Annotated in this window: 19 protein-coding genes; 8 read left to right on the top strand and 11 right to left on the bottom strand. The window is 61.1% G+C overall.

The features are described from left to right. Positions 1-5: 5 nt before the first annotated feature. The 4 genes from D1222_RS05670 to D1222_RS05655 form a co-directional block, all read right to left on the bottom strand. A complete protein-coding gene (locus tag D1222_RS05670) occupies positions 6-308 on the bottom strand; it encodes an aa3-type cytochrome c oxidase subunit IV (protein WP_119453220.1) in 303 nt (100 codons plus the stop codon). Between the two features lie 101 nt (positions 309-409). Further along, complete coding sequence (locus tag D1222_RS05665; RefSeq protein WP_119453219.1) at positions 410-847, bottom strand: DUF1178 family protein; 438 nt, start codon at positions 845-847, stop codon at positions 410-412. 13 nt (positions 848-860) lie between these two features. Further along, the gene (grxC, locus tag D1222_RS05660; RefSeq protein WP_119453218.1) at positions 861-1,121 is read right to left on the bottom strand and encodes a glutaredoxin 3; all 261 of its coding nucleotides are present in this window, start codon (positions 1,119-1,121) and stop codon (positions 861-863) included. Positions 1,122-1,157: 36 nt separating this feature from the next. Continuing rightward, positions 1,158-1,928 (bottom strand): ComF family protein, encoded by a 771-nt coding sequence (locus tag D1222_RS05655; RefSeq protein WP_119453217.1) that lies wholly within the window; start codon positions 1,926-1,928, stop codon positions 1,158-1,160. Here D1222_RS05655 and D1222_RS05650 point away from each other — a divergent pair. Next, a complete protein-coding gene (locus tag D1222_RS05650; RefSeq protein ID WP_119453216.1) occupies positions 1,927-2,838 on the top strand; it encodes a methyltransferase domain-containing protein in 912 nt (303 codons plus the stop codon). The two genes, D1222_RS05655 and D1222_RS05650, sit on opposite strands and share 2 nt — an antisense overlap. A 117-nt stretch (positions 2,839-2,955) precedes the next feature. Here D1222_RS05650 and D1222_RS05645 read toward each other — a convergent pair whose 3' ends face one another. The 4 genes from D1222_RS05645 to D1222_RS05630 all read right to left on the bottom strand — a co-directional run bounded on the left by D1222_RS05645 (position 2,956) and on the right by D1222_RS05630 (position 6,558). Next, positions 2,956-3,633: a DUF1013 domain-containing protein gene (locus D1222_RS05645; protein ID WP_119453215.1), complete on the bottom strand. Its 678-nt coding sequence runs from the start codon at positions 3,631-3,633 to the stop codon at positions 2,956-2,958. A gap of 152 nt (positions 3,634-3,785) precedes the next feature. Beyond that, complete coding sequence (locus D1222_RS05640; RefSeq protein ID WP_119453214.1) at positions 3,786-4,493, bottom strand: type I pantothenate kinase; 708 nt, start codon at positions 4,491-4,493, stop codon at positions 3,786-3,788. Between the two features lie 58 nt (positions 4,494-4,551). Further along, positions 4,552-5,409, bottom strand: coding sequence for a PAS domain-containing protein (locus tag D1222_RS15715; protein ID WP_233348527.1), 858 nt, complete (start codon positions 5,407-5,409; stop codon positions 4,552-4,554). Between the two features lie 168 nt (positions 5,410-5,577). Further along, positions 5,578-6,558, bottom strand: a complete 981-nt coding sequence (locus D1222_RS05630) for an NAD(P)H-quinone oxidoreductase (RefSeq protein ID WP_182481870.1) — start codon at positions 6,556-6,558, stop codon at positions 5,578-5,580. Between the two features lie 128 nt (positions 6,559-6,686). Here D1222_RS05630 and D1222_RS05625 point away from each other — a divergent pair, with 128 nt between their 5' ends. From D1222_RS05625 to D1222_RS05615, 3 genes are all read left to right on the top strand, one after another. Continuing rightward, positions 6,687-6,857, top strand: coding sequence for a DUF1192 domain-containing protein (locus D1222_RS05625; protein ID WP_119453745.1), 171 nt, complete (start codon positions 6,687-6,689; stop codon positions 6,855-6,857). Between the two features lie 94 nt (positions 6,858-6,951). Beyond that, complete coding sequence (gene rcdA / locus D1222_RS05620) at positions 6,952-7,497, top strand: protease adaptor protein RcdA (protein WP_119453212.1); 546 nt, start codon at positions 6,952-6,954, stop codon at positions 7,495-7,497. 110 nt (positions 7,498-7,607) lie between these two features. Beyond that, a complete protein-coding gene (locus D1222_RS05615) occupies positions 7,608-9,233 on the top strand; it encodes a pilus assembly protein TadG-related protein (RefSeq protein ID WP_119453211.1) in 1,626 nt (541 codons plus the stop codon). Positions 9,234-9,242: 9 nt separating this feature from the next. Here the strand turns inward: D1222_RS05615 and D1222_RS05610 are convergent, their stop codons facing one another. Continuing rightward, a complete protein-coding gene (locus D1222_RS05610; protein WP_233348526.1) occupies positions 9,243-9,719 on the bottom strand; it encodes a winged helix-turn-helix transcriptional regulator in 477 nt (158 codons plus the stop codon). Between the two features lie 145 nt (positions 9,720-9,864). On the opposite strand from D1222_RS05610, the gene D1222_RS05605 reads away from it, so the two are divergent. Beyond that, a complete protein-coding gene (locus tag D1222_RS05605) occupies positions 9,865-10,521 on the top strand; it encodes a hypothetical protein (RefSeq protein ID WP_147371820.1) in 657 nt (218 codons plus the stop codon). 59 nt (positions 10,522-10,580) lie between these two features. After that, entirely contained in the window at positions 10,581-11,084 is a 504-nt protein-coding gene (locus D1222_RS05600) for a hypothetical protein (RefSeq protein ID WP_119453209.1), read from the top strand. A 1-nt stretch (position 11,085) separates the two neighbouring features. Here the strand turns inward: D1222_RS05600 and D1222_RS05595 are convergent, their stop codons facing one another. Then, entirely contained in the window at positions 11,086-11,568 is a 483-nt protein-coding gene (locus D1222_RS05595) for an arsenate reductase ArsC (protein WP_119453208.1), read from the bottom strand. After that, a complete protein-coding gene (locus D1222_RS05590) occupies positions 11,565-13,292 on the bottom strand; it encodes an amidase (RefSeq protein ID WP_119453207.1) in 1,728 nt (575 codons plus the stop codon). The genes D1222_RS05595 and D1222_RS05590 overlap by 4 nt, the downstream gene beginning before the upstream one ends. 83 nt (positions 13,293-13,375) lie before the next feature. Between D1222_RS05590 and D1222_RS05585 the strand changes: the two genes are divergently transcribed. Both D1222_RS05585 and D1222_RS05580 read left to right on the top strand, forming a co-directional pair. Beyond that, positions 13,376-15,634: a prolyl oligopeptidase family serine peptidase gene (locus D1222_RS05585; RefSeq protein ID WP_233348525.1), complete on the top strand. Its 2,259-nt coding sequence runs from the start codon at positions 13,376-13,378 to the stop codon at positions 15,632-15,634. A gap of 137 nt (positions 15,635-15,771) precedes the next feature. Continuing rightward, the gene (locus D1222_RS05580) at positions 15,772-16,659 is read left to right on the top strand and encodes an SDR family NAD(P)-dependent oxidoreductase (protein ID WP_119453206.1); all 888 of its coding nucleotides are present in this window, start codon (positions 15,772-15,774) and stop codon (positions 16,657-16,659) included. Positions 16,660-16,663: the final 4 nt, after the last annotated feature.

Genomic DNA, 16,663 nt, shown 5'->3' with positions numbered 1-16,663 from the left:
GCTGACTACATCGCCATTGAGAAGAGGGTGATGAGCAGCTGAACGATCAGCGCAAGACCTGCAAGACCGATGATGGTGGCGATCCATGCGCCGCCAAATCCCATGCCGACGCCAATTGCGATGCCCGCACCGGCGCAGAGGATCAGCGCGATGAGCCAGTTCATGCCAACCGACAGCGTGAAAACCATGTAGCCAACGGCGATCAGCAGGATGATGGCACCCCACATGCTGGCTTTCATGAAGCCCGAATACATTTTCGATTGCGCATCGATTTTCATTTCGCCGCGGGTGTATTCGCTGGACGCCATTGATCAACTCCGTTCATGGGCCTTCTGTAACGGGTTTTATCTACGCCGGGCCGATGGTCAAGAAGTCAGGCGGTCGCAGCTGCAGCGCAGCGCCCCGCGTTTCAGTTGAGTTTGGTTTTTTCGGTCTTCTTCGGCGGCACGAACGCAGGCGGCAGTGGCGCGGCGGGGACGCCTTCCTCTTTCAGGCTCTCGCGTTCCTCAGCCGTGGTCTCGCCCCAGATCGGCTTATGCTCGCGCTCGCCATAGTACATGGAGCGGGCTTCTTCTGCGAAACCGTCGCCGACATAGTCGTAGTTTTCCGAAATGTGCTGGCGCGCATGGGCGGCCAGCTTGCCAAACACTTTCTCTGGGTCGCTCGCGCCTGATTTCTCCGATGGGCGTACAGAAGGGGCCATGACCTGCTTGCGGATATCGTGGCCGCCGCAATTCGGGCAGTCGATAAGGCCCTTTTCCGACTGGGTATCGAACCCTTCGGAAGAGGCGAACCAGCCGTCAAAACCGGTTTCGCAATCCCTGCATTCAAGTGCGTAGCGGATCATGAGCGGCGTGCTTTCAGAGCGCAGCGAGCTTCTTGTCGAGCTTGCCGGAGCGTTCAAGCGCCATCATCTCGTCGCAGCCGCCAATATGTTCTTCGCCGATAAATATCTGCGGGAAGGTCCGGCCGCCATTGGAGCGCTGGATCATCTCCTGCTTTTTGTCCGGGTCCATGCCGGCATCGATCTCATTAAAGTCGACGCCTTTCTGCTTCAGCAGCGACACCGCGCGGGTGCAGAACGGGCAGAAGGCACGTGTGTAGATCGTCACAGCGGACATAGGAAAAACCCTCGTCGATTGCAGTCAGTATGCGTCTTATATGGTCACGTCCGATGGCCTGACAACGCGCGCCAGCACCACAAGAGAGATATGAGACGCGCCTGCACGCCTCAGGGCACGGCTGCATGCCGACAGTGTCGCACCGGTCGTGAACACGTCATCGACCAGTATGACCCGCTTTCCCTCAATCAGCGGCAGATGGGCAGGGCGCACTTCAAATGCGGCACGGACATTGCGCCAGCGCTCACGTGCAGACAGCCCGCCCTGGCTCGGTGTCGGCTTGCGGCGCACGAGCGCGTCAACCTTCGAAGGTACGCCTGAGCGCTGTGACAGGGCCTGCGCCAACCAGCAGGACTGGTTGAAGCCGCGATGCACTAGTCGCCGATAATGGAGCGGCACTGGCACGATCACATCTGCCTCATCCAGCAGCTCACGGGCCGCGAGTGTCATCCAGTTCGCAAAGGTCGAGAGACCGTCACGGCGGCCTGCATGTTTCAGATCGAGCACCAGCTTGCGTGAGACATCGTCATAGGCGAGCGCGGCGCGGGCGGCGTCCCAGCGGGGCGGCTTGGCGGCGCACTTGCCGCAAAGGCTTGCCTCACCAAGATCGCTTTCGAGCGGCAGGGCGCACTGGCGGCAACCGCTGGCGCCAAGAAAGGTCAGCCGGGCGAAGTCTTCAGGCGCAATAAGCCCCTCGCCGCCATGATGCTGGCCGGAGACAAGCGAGCGTGAAGGCCAGACGAAATGCGCTGCCGCGCGCAGTCCGCCCTTTGCCCTCTGCCGCACAAGGTGCATATCGAGGCCCATGTCACCAGCTCCACCCAAGCTCTTCAATCGGGCGCTTCACCGGCGCAATCGCGACCGGGCGGCCCGTCATTATAGCGACTATGCGTTCCTCAAAGCGCGAGAGTCGAGTCATCTCATCGAAAGGCTGGAAGATGTGAGCCGGCAGTTCGAGCGCGTGCTCGACCTTGGCAGCCATGACGGCACGCTGGCGCAGATGCTGGCCGGTCATGTTCAGATCGGCGCAGTCGAAGCGGGGGAGCTGTCGCCAGCGTTTCGCGCGCTCGGTGCTGAACGCGGGCTCGACATGCGCGCGATGGATGAGGAAGAGGTCGGCGCCGACGAGGCGGCCTATGACCTTGTTACGTCTGTGCTTTCTCTCCACTGGGTCAATGACCTGCCGGGCGCGCTGATCCAGATCAGACACGCGCTGAAGCCGGATGGGCTGTTCCTTGGTTGCCTGTTCGGGGCGGGTACCCTGGCAGAATTGCGCACCTCATTTCTGGAAGCCGAAGCCGAGATTACGGGCGGTGCTGCGCCCCGAGTTTCGCCGCTGCCGGGGCTTCAGGACATGGCGGGCCTGATGCAACGGGCCGGATTTGCCTTGCCTGTCGTTGATGTAGAGCCGGTGACGGTTCGCTATGATGACCCGTTTGCGCTGATGAAAGACCTCAAGGGCATGGGCGAGCAGGCGGCTTTTGCGGCCAATGAGAAGAGCCCCCGACGGCCGCTATCGCGGCGTATTCTGGCCCGGATGGCAGAGATTTACGCGGAGCGGTTTGCCGATCCGGATGGCCGCTTGAGGGCGACATTTAACGTCGTCTGGCTGTCAGGTTGGGCGCCGGCTGAGAGCCAGCCCAAGCCGCTGCGCCCCGGAAGTGCGCGCCATTCCATGGCGGATGCCGTGCGGAAAGTGCGGGGGACGGAGGAGTAGGTCTCCAGTGTTTTCGCGGTGCAGTGACGGTGCACTGGCGGTGTTTTCTGACGGTATAGAAAAAGGCGCCCCAAAATAGCAGGGCGCCTTTCATTTTTTCGACGACAAAGGGCCTGACTAGCCCTTGAAGTTCGAGAAGATGTCGTCGGCGTTTGGCTCGTCTCCATTACCGGAATCGGTGTCGACGGCCTGGCTGGCGGCGTCGGCGTCTTCAGCTGGGCGCAGGCCCGGGCCATCCGTGTCGAGGCCAGCTTGCGCTTCCATCTTCTTGCGGCGATCGACGGCCTTGTTGACGACTTCGTCAAGCTCGATCTGCGAGCAGAGGCCGAGGGTCACCGGGTCGACCGGTTTGATGTTCGGCGAGTTCCAGTGCGACTTGTCGCGCACATTGGTAATCGTCGCCTTAGTGGTGCCGATCAGCTTGGAGATTTGCGCGTCGGAGACTTCCGGGTGGTTGCGGATGAACCAGGCGATGGCGTCCGGCTTGTCCTGGCGGCGGGCGACCGGCGTGTAGCGCGCGCCCTTGCGCTTTGGCTGCGGGATGTGCGCGATCTTGGATTCGGCCTTCTTCAGGCGATAGTCCGGGTTTTCTTCGCCCTTGCGAACTTCCTCGCGGGTCAGCTCACCGCCCGAGATCGGGTCAACGCCGCGCATATTCTCGGCCACGTCTCCATCGGCGATGCCTTTGACTTCGAGCTTGTGAAGACCGCAGAAGTCAGCGACCTGCTCGAAGGACAGCGTGGTATTGTCGATCAGCCAGACGGCGGTTGCCTTCGGCATCAGAATATCGGCCATTTTCGGGCTCCATCATGCTGGTCCCAGAAACGCAGCCGCCCGGCCTTTCGGGCCGGGCGGTCAGGGTTCCAGAACGGGAAAGTTCCTAACAGCCTCAAGTATAGGACGAAGCCACGCCCTTGGGAAGGCAGGGTTTGTAGTGGGCGGTCAGGTCAGGCGACCAACCGGTGTTCAGCGTCTTTCCTGAGCACGATGTCAGCGTGTTCGCGCAAGGGGAGGATGTGGTTTTCGAGGTTGGGGAGGTTGATCTTCTGCCAGACCTCGGTGCGGGCAAAGGCGCGGGCTTTGTCTTCGGTCATACCGCGAAAACGTTGGTAAAATGATGTCGGATCGTCAGCCGCTGCGTGCCAGAAGCGCATGAAGCGGTCGAGGAACCAGGTTTCGATATGGGCGGTCTCTGCGTCGAGATAGATGAGGATATCGGGCTCACCGGCGCGGCGCTCCTTGCCGGATGGCGGCTCGAAGCCGAGACCTTCCAGAACCAGTATGTCAGGCGGGCTGATCGTGCGGGCAAGCGCGGGGTCGATGTCATAGATTTCATGGCTGTGGACCGGGAAGACCGTTGGCAGCACGCGAACACGGGCGATCGCCGCGCGCATCGCGTCATTGTCATAGCTCTCCGGAAAGCCTTTGCGCATCATCAGGCCGCGGGCTTCAAGGTCTGCATTCGGGCAGAGGAAGCCGTCGGTGGAGACGTTCTCAACGCTGTGATGAGCGGCGAGAACTTCGCAGAGGGCGGCGGCGAGCGTCGATTTTCCGCACGCGACCGAGCCGGTCAGCCCGACGACGAGCGTGCAGTTGTCGGCGTGCGCGCGGCGCAATCCGGCCGCGAGATTTTCAAGTCCTTCACTATGCTTCATCAGAAGCCCCCGGAACGACAATGCGTGAACAGGTTGGCCGCCTTCCCTTGAAGCCCGTCTAGGCGTTGGGGCGCGTCGCGGCCGCTGAAATCGACTCCATCAGGACGCTGTCCTTGAACGGCTTGGACACGACAGGGCAATTCTGCAATCGCTCTGGCAGGTCTTCAAGCTCTTCATAGCCGGTACAGAAGACGACAGGCACGCCAGCTTTTATCAGGCGCTCTGCGAGGCCGTAGGATTTGCGTCCGCCAAGATTGGAGTCGAGAAGGGCGATGTCTGGCAGCGCATGCTCGATCTCCCGCTCGGCGCCAGCGATGGTCATCGCCGGGCCCATAATGTTGTAGCCAGCATCGCTGAGGCGCATTTCAAGGTCGAGCGCGGTCATCGGCTCATCCTCGAGGATGAGGATGGTCTGGCGGGCCGGGGTTTCGCCAAGAATGTTCCGGCTCTGGTCAGCGAGTTCTATCGCGATGGTCGCGCCGGGCTTTATCTCAATGCGGTGCAGGAGGTCTTCAGGCGGCTGGTCGGTGACAGAGCTGATGGCGTCGGAGATCTGTTCGGTGACATCCATATTAGTCCCGAACCAGAAACGGATCTTGCCGTCCTCATCAAAGACGGGTTGAGCTTCAGACAGGAACCAGCGATAGCCGCCATCCTGCCCGCGCAGGGGGAAAAGGTCCTCCCACGGCTCTCCGGTCTCGAAGCAAGCCTTGATGCGTGTGACGACGCGGTCGACGTGATCTGGGTGGTGGACGGCCTGCCAGCCCCAGCCTGACATCTCTTCCAGCGTGGTACCGGTGTAGTCGAACCAGTGCCGATTGTACCAGTAGATCGAGCCGCTTCCGTCTGCGATCCAGGCCAGTCGCGGCATGGAGTCCGCCCGTGTCCGGAAATCGGTCTCTCTCTGTAGGAGCATGCTCCCGTGCTGATTATTCTGCTGTGCCATAAAAGGCTCCGGTCGCAGGAGGCGGGTGAATATCATTGCCTCGCGACTGGATACACCATCGCACACTTATAGCGTGTACGATAGGCGCGATCGCTCGTTTTACTGAGTATTTAGGTTTATTCAGCCGATATCGCGGAACTAGTCACCGAATTCGAGCAGCAATTTGCCGATATGCCCACCCTCGGCCATGTGAGCCTGTGCGGCTTCAGCTTCGCTGGCCGGGTAGACCTTCTCGATCACCGGCTTGATGGCGCCGCTTGCGACCTTTGGCCAGAACTGGTCTTCAATGGCGGCGCGGATTTCAGCCTTTTCCTCTGCGGAGCGGGCGCGCAGCGTCGTACCGGTCAGGATCAGGCGTTTCATCATCAGATAGATGAGGTCGAGCTCTACTTTTGAGCCGTTGAGATAGGCGATATTGCAGATACGGCCGTTCACACGGGCGACAGAGATGTTTTTCTGCACATAGTCGCCGCCGACCATGTCGAGGATGACATCGGCGCCGCCGCCATCCTTGACGACTTTCTCGAAGTCTTCAGTCTTGTAATTGATGGCGCGGGTAGCGCCGAGCTCGGTGGCGGCCTTGCATTTTTCGTCAGAGCCGGCCGTCGTCCAGACGGTGCCGGCGCCAGCTTCCTTCAGCATCTGGAGCGCCATGGAGCCGATGCCGGACGTGCCGCCATGAATGAGGACATTCTCGCCCGCCTTCAAGGCCGAGCGCATAAAGATGTTGGCGTAGACCGTCATCATCGCCTCTGGCAGGGCAGCGGCTTCGGTCAGGGTCAGGTTTTCCGGCACAGGCAGAAGAGAGCCTTCGTCGACGGCGCAGAACTCTGCATAGCCGCCGCCTGCGAGCAGGGCGCAGACGCGGTCGCCTTCTTTCCAGCGAGTGACCTTTTCGCCGAGGGCGACAATCGTGCCCGCACATTCAAGGCCCATGATCTGTGATGCGCCCGGAGGCGGTGGATACTTGCCTGCGCGCTGGACAAGGTCCGCGCGGTTGAGGCCTGCGGCGGCGACCTTCACCAGGACATCGTGCGGGCCGATTTCTGGCCGGTCGACCTCTGCCAGTTTCAGCGGTTCGCCCTCATTTGCCACGATAGCCTGCATCCGGTCGGTCATGTTCACGTCCTGTCTGGTGTCTTCGTTAACTGTGTCTCGCGCCGGGCAGTCTCGATTGAGGCTTGATTTCGGCGCGCGTCTGTCCTTGCCTTGAAGGCGAGAGGTAAGTGCCGGAGGAGGCCCGATCAATGTTTGAAGAGGACACACCGCGTCCCGCCAAGGTCGATCTGGAGAGATTGTCAGTCGACGAGCTGAAGGCGCGGATCGAAGCGCTGAAGGCGGATATCGAGGCATGCGAGGCAGAAATTGCCAGGAAAGAGGCTCACAAATCGGCCGCGGACAGTATTTTCAAGTCCTAGCTGGCTACCCGATCTTAAGACCCTTGAAAGGTCTCGGGACGTAGACCTTTCGATTAAAGCTGATGAATTTTTGCGGACTGTGCTGAGGGGAAATATGGCTGCCGTTTCCAGTCAAAGAACGCTCGACGAGATGCAGCCGGACTTCACGTCCGGGCGCGTCTTCGACAAGGTTTTCGCAGAAGGCATGGCGCTGGTCGAACGGACCGCAAGCTATCTGGATGGGCCGGGCCGTGAGATGTCCCGTAAACTGCCACGCGAGGCAGGCCTGACCTATGCAGCCTGGAGCATGGAGCTGACGGCGCGCCTGATGCAGGCGGCAAGCTGGCTGGTCATGCAGCGGGCCGTGCGCGACGGTGACATGTCGCGTGAGGATGCGCTGTCGCCGAAATACCGCTTGCGCCGCGAAGCGCCTGCGCTGGAAGCATCAGAGCAGCGCGGGCTTGGCCTGCCTGATGCATTCCTTGATCTCGTCGAGAATTCCGAGGCGCTTTATAATCGAATCTGCCGCCTCGATGAGGCGATCTACCAGTCGGGCACCGAAGCCCATGAAGGGCCGGTGAACCGGCAGATTGAGGCGCTGAAGGCTGCGGCCCAGCAGGGCGCATTCGACCCGCTGAAGATCTGGGGCGGCACCCGCTAGAACGGGCTGAATACGCTCAGCTTTTCCACCGATCAGTTTAAATTTTATCTATCGCGCGAACCAGATTTTGACTTGGACGCGATAGATGAAACGCCAATGGAGATTGGCTGATGGGTTTTTGGTCCAACCAACGCGGCAATACCGCGATGATTTTTGCGATCTGTGTCATTCCGCTGCTGGCGATTGCTGGCGGGGCGATCGACATGACGCGTCATCGCACGGCGTCGGTAGAAACGCAGGCGGCGCTTGATGCGGCGCTGCTCTATGTGGCGCATGACCTTGGTGAGCGTGACATCAATGTGCTCAAGGTCGAAGCCCGCGAGGTTTTCGATGAGCAGATGCGCGGGCGCGGCGTCACGATCCACGACTTCGAGATCGTCCAGGATGGTGATGACATCACCGCGACCGTCGACGGAGATATCGAAACGACGCTCATGGGGCTTGCGGGTGTTCCGAAACTAAATGTGAGCCGCGTGTCTCAGGTGCGCCATAGTGAGCGCAAGTTCGAGATCGCGATCGCATTTGACACGACCGGGTCCATGGCGGGCGACAAGATCGTGCAGGCGCGCGCGGCGGCAAAACTGCTGGTCGACAAGATCGATGCCGCAACGAGCAAGACCTCCAGCCGCCGCTTTGCGCTTGTGCCATTCACGACCTGGGTAAATGTCGGGCCAGACAACTGGAACAAGAACTGGATCGACAAGGATGGCCGCTCTGATGTGAGCGCGACAAACCTGTTGCCGCGCACCAGCCGTGTTGCGCTCTACGAAGCGCTGGGTGAGGTCTGGCCAGGTTGCGTCGAGGCGCGCGAATATCCGCTCGATGTGAACGATACGCGTCCACGCCGCCGCAACCCGGAGACGCTCTTCACGCCGAGCTTCTATCCCGATGAGCCCGATGACCGGCGCCGCTATGCCAATGACTATCTCGATGATGGTGGCTGGTCGTGGAATGCGATGAACGTCATTTCGGACGTGTCGAAATATGGCGTCGCCATCGTTCAGGCATCGACGAACGGGCGAGGTCTGGCTCTCGGGCGTGACGACGACGATGATGATGATGATGACGACGATGACGATGATGATGACAAGCGGGGAAATCGCGGTCGCGGGAATAATGGCGCACCGGACCTGAAGCGCACCTATCGTTTTTACTCGGACGTAAGCACGCCAGTTGGCCCTGGTTTTAACTGTGCGACGCGCCCGATTGTGCCGCTGACCGAGAATGCGAGCTACATCAAGAGCGAGATCGACCGTCTGCAGGCTGAAGGCAGCACAAATATGAGTGAGGGCGTCGCCTGGGGCTGGCGTGTCCTGTCGCCTGAAGCGCCCTTCAAGCAAGGCGGCGCCTATGACGACCGCAGCGTCGACAAGGTCATGGTGCTGCTGAGTGACGGCAACAATCATGTCAGCGCGCGCTCTGACATGAGGGGCAGTGATTATTCAGCCTACGGCTATGCCGCCAATGGGCGCATGGGGGTGCCGTCGCGCCCGTCGCAGGACCAGATCTGGACCGAAATGGACAAGCGGACGCTGGAAGCGTGCAGTAATGCCAAAGCGGCGGGTGTCATCATCTATACGGTGCGCCTGGAGCTGGACGATACGCGCTCCGATGGTGTTCTCAGCAAGTGTGCGACCTCGCCTGAACATTATCTTGATGTGCCGGACGCGTCACAGCTGGGTGAAGCATTCAGCCGGATCGCAGACGATGTGCTGCAGCTTTATCTGGCGAAGTAGGAAGAGCGTCTAACGGCGGATCACGACGCGAAGATCGTCGAGGGCGACTTCGCGGCCAGCGCCGGAGACGAAGGCGAGGCGAACCGCGTCGCGGCTTTCAGAATCAGTGAAGCTGATGGGCGGCTGGCCGCCCGCGCCAAGCCAGGCGTCTCCCCACTGGGTCAGGCCGATCAGGACCGGGCGAAGCGCTTCGCCCTTGTCGGTAAGCACATATTCAGACCGCGCACGGCGCCCTTTGAGCTTGTAGGGCTTCTTGTCGAGAAGGCCCGCATCGACAAGGTCGTTGAGGCGGCTGGAGAGGACGGTTCGCGGGGTACCAAGCTCTTCCTGGAAATCGTCGAACCGGCGAACGCCGTAAAGCGCCGAGCGAAGGATGAGCAGGGTCCAGCGGTCACCGATGAGTTCGATGGCGCGCGCAAGGTTGCACTGCGAGGGCGGGACTGGCGATTTGCGCGACAATGGGATCATGGTGGCGAAAGCCTGCATGAGTTCGCCAGACAAATCCAGCCTGAGAAGCGAACTTGGCGCTCAAGGCTGGTATGCGCCGGGCCCGATTGGGTGCCGGGGTTGCCAACGGCCTGAAATCATGGACATTTCCGCCCCTTCAGTAGAGCGCACCAAGGGGACACATATGATGCGTATAACAATGGGGCTGAGCGCCCTTATCCTGGCTGGCTGTGGGGCGAGCGGCGGAGATGGTGAGACACCGGGCGCGGGGGCGCCTGTTTCGGTCAAGGATCAGGCGGCGATGACCGCGTGTGAAGCGGTCGAGGCACTGGCGATCAGCATGGAGGCGGACATCCCGTTTCAGGGCCTGTCGCAGGAAGCGGCCGAGGGTGAAGGCTATCCGGGCGACCTCGTCACCGCGCTGAAGCCATGGGGCTATACGTGCAAGCACGGGATACTGGGCGGCTGGAATGACGGGGATCCGGACAGTCACGTTTTCCGCTGTACCATCTTCGAGGCCAGCAGCCTTCGCTTCGAGGAAGAGATGCCGAATGCGCAGGCCGCGTTCGATGAAGCCAAGGCGACTCTCGATAGCTGCCTGCCAGAGGGCTGGACGGCGCGGGAAGATAGCGGCGGCAAGGGCGAGGAAGCCCAGACCTTCATCTATGAGCGCGCCAGCGACATAGAGCGGAGCGAGACGGCCGATTTCTACATGTATCCCATCATGCTGCGGAAGGCGTTCTTCCGGTCTCCGGAATCGCGCGGCGGCCCGTGGGGCTGGATTGTCGATGTCGCCTTCCAGCAGACCGAAGTGGTCGAGGCTGAGCCTTCCGACGAATAGGGCAAGATAATCTCCCGGGCGGCTGGCAAGACTGGCCGCCCGGGCCTAGTTTAAGCCGCATGGTCCACCCGCTTTCGAGACAGCTTGCCGATACGGCGAAGTTCACCTCCACACATGCGATCCTGGTTGTCGAGACGGAGACGTCGCTGCCCTGGCTCGTGACCGGGGCGGTGCTGATGGTGCAGCAGGCCTGCGTCATGGCACTGTCGGAGGCAGGCGCAGAGCTCCCAGCCATGCCGGGGCCGGGCGAACTGGTCGCGCGGGTATCTGACCCGGCTTTCCTTGAGCAACCCTATACTGCGCCGCTGCGACCCGAGGAGCACCGGGCCATCGAGCGCGTCATCGCGGCGCGAAACGATGTGATGCACCCAAGGCCGAAGGGATTGAACCTCGACGCGCGGGCCCTGCCGGAAGGCCTGTTCACCTGCACCAAGCTGGTGCGCCATCTCAGCATCACGCAGCCGGTGCGCCCGTCCATGATGGATGGCCACGACCTTGTCGTCATTCAGGATGCGCTGGGCCTGATCGATACATCCGCCGATTTCTGGGCAAGCGTGTTCTAGATCAGCGCTGTGTGTGGATCGCCTGTATGGCGTCTTTCAGCTCTGGCGCGGTCATCGCCTCAAAGTCGAGTGCGGCGAGTTTCTGAAGGCGTTTTTTCAGGCTGAAATACGTGTCTTCGAAAGCGATGCGCTGGCGAGACATTTCCTCAACCTCGGCCGGGTCTGGCAGGCCCCAATGGACCTGGACCGGGTGGCCCGGCCAATAGGGGCAGACCTCACCGGCTGCGTTGTCGCAGACCGTGATGATCACATCCATTGTCGGCGCGTCGTCAGCGGCGAAGACATCCCAGCTCTTTGAGGTGAGCCCGCTCGTGTCGTGACCCTTTGCAGAGAGCACTGACATGGCCATGGGATTGACCTCACCGCGCGGTGTCGACCCGGCGCTATAGCCCTTGAAGCCGGGCATGGCGGAGACCAGCACTTCGCCGATGATCGAGCGCGCGGAATTCCCGGTGCACAGGATCAGTATGTTGTGGTTCTTCAAAGGGATGGCCGTTCTCCTGCGACGCCGAGCGCGTCTTCGAGGGCTGCGCCGAATGAGAGCAGCGTGTTTTCCTGAAAGAGCGGTGCCCACATCGATATGGCGATGGGCGTGCGCGCGGTCGCGGCGGTTTCATCCTGCGGCTGGCCGAAGATGCTGCGCGGGCGGGTGTCCTGAAAGCCTGCGCGCATGACGAGCGATGGATGGCCTGTGAAGTTGGTCGGCGTCAGCATGCCGGACGAGAAGTTCGGGCCGATGACGAGGTCGATGCCCTCGAAGGCTTCATGCATGGCCTGCATCCAGAGACGGCGCAGCCTGTCGACCTGAATGAGATCGATTGCGGAGACAAAGCGGATAGCGCGGAAGCTGTTTGGCCAGGCTGGGTCTTCCTGCCAGACCATATCGTCGTCGCGATTGGAGAGGGTGAGCTCTTCAAAGGCCGCTGCAGCTTCTGCGAGGAGCTGCTGGGGCAGTGGGGCAGATGGAAGCTCTGGCAGTTTGAAGCGTACGAAAGTTGCACCCAGCCTTCTTGCCTCAAGGAAGGCGGCTTTCTCGACATCGCCAGCTGCTTCCAGCCAGGCATCGTCAAAACCGATCTTCATCCCGGAGAAGTCGGTCGTTGGCTGGAACCCGAAACTGGACTGAAGCGAGCCGGCATCATCGGCGTCATAGCCATTGATGGCAGCGAGCACGTGGCCAAGGTCACCAACGCTGCGGGCCATGGGGCCGACTTTATCGAGCGACCAGCAGAGGGCCATGCCGCCAGCGCGCGACACGCGTCCAAAAGTTGGACGCAGTGCTGAGCCGCCGCAACGATGTGACGGGGAGACCAGAGACCCCAGCGTTTCCGTGCCAATGGCAAAGCCGCAAAGCCCTGCAGCGACTGCAGACGCAGACCCTGCGCTGGAGCCAGATGAGCCCTCGCGTGGATCAAACGGATTTCGCGTGACGGCGCCGTACCAGATGTCGCCATAGGCGAGCGCGCCGCAGCTTGTCTTGCCGAGCAGGACCGCGCCCGCGTCTTTTAGCCTACGAACGACGGTGCTGTCAGCGGCGGCCATTTCCCTTTCGCTGTAGGGCTTCGCGCCCCAGGTCGTGCGTGCGCCAACCGCGTCGAACAGATCCTTGAGTCCATATGGAATACCGTGGAGCGGCCCACGGTCATTGCCTACGGCGAGCTCGGCGTCCATCGCGTCTGCCTCAGCGCGGGCACGTTCTGGCATGACGGCGATCCAGGCGTGAAGCTTTGGATCAAGCTGTTCAATGCGATCAAGATAGATGTCCGTCAGCTGGCGAGAAGTCAGGTCCCCGGAGCGGATCCAGCCTGCGAGTTTTGTCAGCGGGGCAAAGGCAATGTCTGCGCTATCGGATGGAAGGCCTGTTTGCGGGGTGATGCTGGCGGTGGTGGCCGAACTGGCTTTTGCGGCCGGGTAGTCGAGACCGGGAAGGCGCGGATCAAATGTCTGGGCGGGCGCAAGCGTGTTTGGCTTGTCGACTGCGCGAAGCTGCTGGATGGCGCTCAGCTGGTCTTCGAGGGCCGACACCATCTGCTCGCGCTCAGCGTCGGTATATTCGACACCGAGAAGCTTTTCTGCGCTGGATATCGTGCCGGGGGAGATACCTGTCATGTCCGTTTCCTGCGCGGCGGCACGGCCCGAAAGCGCAGCCATGCCCGAAATTCCAGCGGCCCCAACCTTGAGGAGGTTGCGGCGGGTTGTGTCTTTCATGGAGGCTCCCCTGTATCCGGACAATCTTTTCTGCTTAACCATGCAGGAAACGATATTCTGCGTCACCTTATCGGAGTTTCTGAATGAAAAAACCCCTGACAGCGATGGCTGCGCTTGTTCTCGCCGCAGCCTGCCAATCGACCCCGCCGCCGAGTGACGAGGCAGATTTGGCAGTGTCTGAATCCGTAGAAGCGGAGGAAACAGAGGCGATGGACGAAGCAGCTGAAACGATGCCGGAGGAGGCCGTTGCCGAAGTGAAAACCTATCCGCAGGAAAACGTCGCTCCGGGTGAAGACCCGTATATCTGGCTGGAAGAAGTCGAAGGCGAAGAAGCGCTGGACTGGGTCCGCACCCAGAATGAGCGCACGCTGGAAGAGCTTCAGTCAGGCGGCATGTATGACCGCTACTACCGACAGGCGTTGGACGTCCTGCAGTCGGATGAGCGCATCCCTTACGGCACTGTTCGCGACGGCTATGTCTATAATTTCTGGCAGGACAGCAACAATGTGCGCGGTGTCTGGCGCCGCGCCTCGCTGGAAAGCTATGAAACCAGCAATCCGCGCTGGGAAACGCTGCTCGATATCGACGCGCTGGCCGAGGCAGAAGGCAAGAACTGGGTCTATAAGGGCGCCAATTGCTTCAAGTCCGACGCGGGTGCGCGCTGGTATTGCATGATCTCGCTTTCGGACGGCGGCAAGGACGCCGTCATCCAGCGCGAGTTCGACATTGCCACCAAGCGCTTTGTCGATGGCGGCTTCGTGACGCCGGAGGCCAAGCAGGGCTTTGCCTGGGTCGACCGCAACACCGCATTGATCGCCACAAACTGGGGCGAGGGCACGACCACCGCGTCTGGCTACCCCTTCATCGTGAAGCGCTGGTCGCGCGGCACGCCGCTTTCATCAGCCGTTGAGGTTGTGCGCGGCGATGAGAGCGATGTCGGTGTCTGGCCGTCTGTGATCGAGACCGATGACGGCCGCCGCCTGCAGATGGCTGTTGAGGCCGATACGTTCTTTACTTCGACCTATTGGTGGCTGCCGGAAGGCGAAACCAGCCCGGTTCGTATGCCGATCCCACAGAAGTCTTCGCCCCAGGGGGTCTATCAGGGCAATCTGCTGATCACGCTGAAGCAGCACTGGTCGCCGCGCGCCGGCTCGGCCTTCTTCTCTGGCGACGTGGTTGCGTTCGATCTCGAGACGTTCCTGCGTACGCGTGAGGTGCCGCCGGTCTCGCTCGTCTTCCACCCTGAGAATAATCAGGCTGTGAACGGGGTCGCCATTGCCAAGGGCGCTGCTCTCCTCTCGATCGACGAGAATGTGCGCGGCAAGGTCCTGCAGATTGAGCCGGCAGATAATGGCTGGTCACGCACCGAGCTCAGCCTGCCGGGTACGTCCGGTCAGGCCGGGATTGCCTTTGCAGACCGCGACTCCGACACGGTTTTCATCAACTATGAGGACTTCCTGACGCCGGACAGCCTGCTTCGCTATGATGTGAGCACGGGCGAAGTGCGCCAGATCAAGAGCCTGCCGACCAAGTTCGATGCTGAAGGTCTTGCGGTGGACCAGCACTTTGCGGTGTCCAGCGACGGCACGGCGATCCCTTACTTCATCGTCTACAAGGAAGGGATCGAGCTTGATGGCACGACCCCGACGCTGCTTTATGGCTATGGCGGCTTCGAAGTGTCGATGAACCCGTCCTATTCAGGTGTGCGTGGACGTCTCTGGCTGGAAGAGGGCGGCGCTTATGTGCTGGCCAATATCCGGGGCGGCGGCGAGTTTGGACCAGCCTGGCACCAGGCTGGCCTGAAAACCGATCGCCAGATCATCTATGATGATTTCATTGCCGTGGCGCAGGACGTCATCGGCCGGGGTGTGACCTCGACAGAGCATCTCGGCATCATGGGCGGCTCGAATGGTGGCCTTCTCATGGGTGTAATGCTGACGCAGCGCCCGGACCTCTGGGACGCCGTCGTCATTCAGGTGCCGCTGCTCGACATGCTGCGCTATCACCTGCTGCTGGCAGGCGCGTCATGGGTGGACGAGTATGGCTCTCCGGATGTGCCGCGCGAGCGTGCCTTCCTCGAAACGATCTCGCCCTATCAGAACTTCGATCCGAATGCGGATTATCCGGCGCCATTCTTCGTGACATCGACCAAGGATGACCGTGTGCATCCAGGCCATGCGCGCAAGATGGCCCGCAAGTTCGAGGTCGCTGGCAAGCCGTTCTATTACTATGAGAACATTGATGGCGGCCACTCGGCAGCCGCGAACCAGCAGGAAGCGGCCCGGCGCAATGCGCTGGAGCATGTCTATCTCCACCGCAAGCTGTTCGGTGAGGGCGAGTAGGCCTTTCCACTGAACGCCTGAACCAGATTGCCCCCGGTACCCGATAAGGTGCCGGGGGTTTTCTTTACCCGACGCAAGTCTTGACTTGAGGCCCGGTCAGGCGCCCCCTCGCAGGCAAACAATATGAGGAGGAATTCATGGGCGATCTCAGCGGGAAAACGGCAATCATTACAGGCGCGGCAAGCGGTATTGGCTATGCCGGTGTCGAAGTGTTTGTCGAGGCTGGCGCGAATGTCGTTGCGGGCGACCTGCAGGACGAGAAGGGCAAAGCGCTGGAAGCGCGATTTGGTTCTGACAGGGTGCGCTATGTCCATTGCGACGTGACGAAGACCGCCGACCTGCAGAAGCTGTTCGACACCGCGCAGGACGTCTTTGGCGGGCTGGATATCCTCTGGAACAATGCAGGCCATGGCGGCACCCCGACCGGTGTCGAGGAGCTGGACGAAGAGGGCTGGGACCAGACCATGAACCTTCTTCTGAAGTCGGTGTTTGTCGGCACCAAGCTTGCCGTGCCAATGATGAAGGAGAAGGGCGGGTCGATCATCAACACCTCGTCGATCTCCGCTGTCTGTGCAGGCTATGCGCCGATCACATACTCGGTGGCCAAGAAGGGCGTCGCGCATTTCTCCAAGCTCGCGGCGGCGGAGCTGTCGAAGTACAAGATCCGCGTCAATGCGATCCTGCCGGGCTTTATCGCGACCTCGATCTTTGGCGCATCGCTTGGTCTTTCGCGGGAGCAGGCCGACCAGATGGCGGCGCTGGTCGAGCAGCAGGGCGGGCGGATGCAGCCTGCGGGGCGCACCGGGCAGGGCAAGGATATCGCCGAGATGGCGGCTTATCTCGCCAGTGAGAAGTCAGGCTTCATCACGGGCGGTGAGTTCCTCGTCGATGGCGGCATGACCGTCGGCCCGCGCCATAGCTGGGATGAAAGCGATGGCGGGCCGTTGCTGGATGCGTTGGGCATTTCGGTGGAGCAGGCAGAGCAGATGCGCCTTGCCATGCAGGCAGGTCAGGCAGACACCTGAACCT

This window comes from Henriciella algicola (assembly GCF_003576245.1).
Taxonomy (GTDB): domain Bacteria; phylum Pseudomonadota; class Alphaproteobacteria; order Caulobacterales; family Hyphomonadaceae; genus Henriciella; species Henriciella algicola.
The sequence above is the reverse complement of the archived record's forward strand: the minus strand, read 5'-3'. Positions and strand labels throughout refer to the sequence as shown.

What these genes read in the sequence shown, in the direction of transcription:
- D1222_RS05670 (WP_119453220.1), bottom strand. Translation starts at nt 308, where the DNA reads ATGGCGTCCAGCGAATACACCCGCGGCGAAATGAAAATCGATGCGCAA.
- D1222_RS05665 (WP_119453219.1), bottom strand. Translation starts at nt 847, where the DNA reads ATGATCCGCTACGCACTTGAATGCAGGGATTGCGAAACCGGTTTTGAC.
- grxC (WP_119453218.1), bottom strand. Translation starts at nt 1,121, where the DNA reads ATGTCCGCTGTGACGATCTACACACGTGCCTTCTGCCCGTTCTGCACC.
- D1222_RS05650 (WP_119453216.1), top strand. Translation starts at nt 1,927, where the DNA reads ATGTCACCAGCTCCACCCAAGCTCTTCAATCGGGCGCTTCACCGGCGC.
- D1222_RS05655 (WP_119453217.1), bottom strand. Translation starts at nt 1,928, where the DNA reads ATGGGCCTCGATATGCACCTTGTGCGGCAGAGGGCAAAGGGCGGACTG.
- D1222_RS05645 (WP_119453215.1), bottom strand. Translation starts at nt 3,633, where the DNA reads ATGGCCGATATTCTGATGCCGAAGGCAACCGCCGTCTGGCTGATCGAC.
- D1222_RS05640 (WP_119453214.1), bottom strand. Translation starts at nt 4,493, where the DNA reads ATGAAGCATAGTGAAGGACTTGAAAATCTCGCGGCCGGATTGCGCCGC.
- D1222_RS15715 (WP_233348527.1), bottom strand. Translation starts at nt 5,409, where the DNA reads ATGCTCCTACAGAGAGAGACCGATTTCCGGACACGGGCGGACTCCATG.
- D1222_RS05630 (WP_182481870.1), bottom strand. Translation starts at nt 6,558, where the DNA reads ATGACCGACCGGATGCAGGCTATCGTGGCAAATGAGGGCGAACCGCTG.
- D1222_RS05625 (WP_119453745.1), top strand. Translation starts at nt 6,687, where the DNA reads ATGTTTGAAGAGGACACACCGCGTCCCGCCAAGGTCGATCTGGAGAGA.
- rcdA (WP_119453212.1), top strand. Translation starts at nt 6,952, where the DNA reads ATGGCTGCCGTTTCCAGTCAAAGAACGCTCGACGAGATGCAGCCGGAC.
- D1222_RS05615 (WP_119453211.1), top strand. Translation starts at nt 7,608, where the DNA reads ATGGGTTTTTGGTCCAACCAACGCGGCAATACCGCGATGATTTTTGCG.
- D1222_RS05610 (WP_233348526.1), bottom strand. Translation starts at nt 9,719, where the DNA reads ATGCAGGCTTTCGCCACCATGATCCCATTGTCGCGCAAATCGCCAGTC.
- D1222_RS05605 (WP_147371820.1), top strand. Translation starts at nt 9,865, where the DNA reads ATGATGCGTATAACAATGGGGCTGAGCGCCCTTATCCTGGCTGGCTGT.
- D1222_RS05600 (WP_119453209.1), top strand. Translation starts at nt 10,581, where the DNA reads ATGGTCCACCCGCTTTCGAGACAGCTTGCCGATACGGCGAAGTTCACC.
- D1222_RS05590 (WP_119453207.1), bottom strand. Translation starts at nt 13,292, where the DNA reads ATGAAAGACACAACCCGCCGCAACCTCCTCAAGGTTGGGGCCGCTGGA.
- D1222_RS05585 (WP_233348525.1), top strand. Translation starts at nt 13,376, where the DNA reads ATGAAAAAACCCCTGACAGCGATGGCTGCGCTTGTTCTCGCCGCAGCC.
- D1222_RS05580 (WP_119453206.1), top strand. Translation starts at nt 15,772, where the DNA reads ATGGGCGATCTCAGCGGGAAAACGGCAATCATTACAGGCGCGGCAAGC.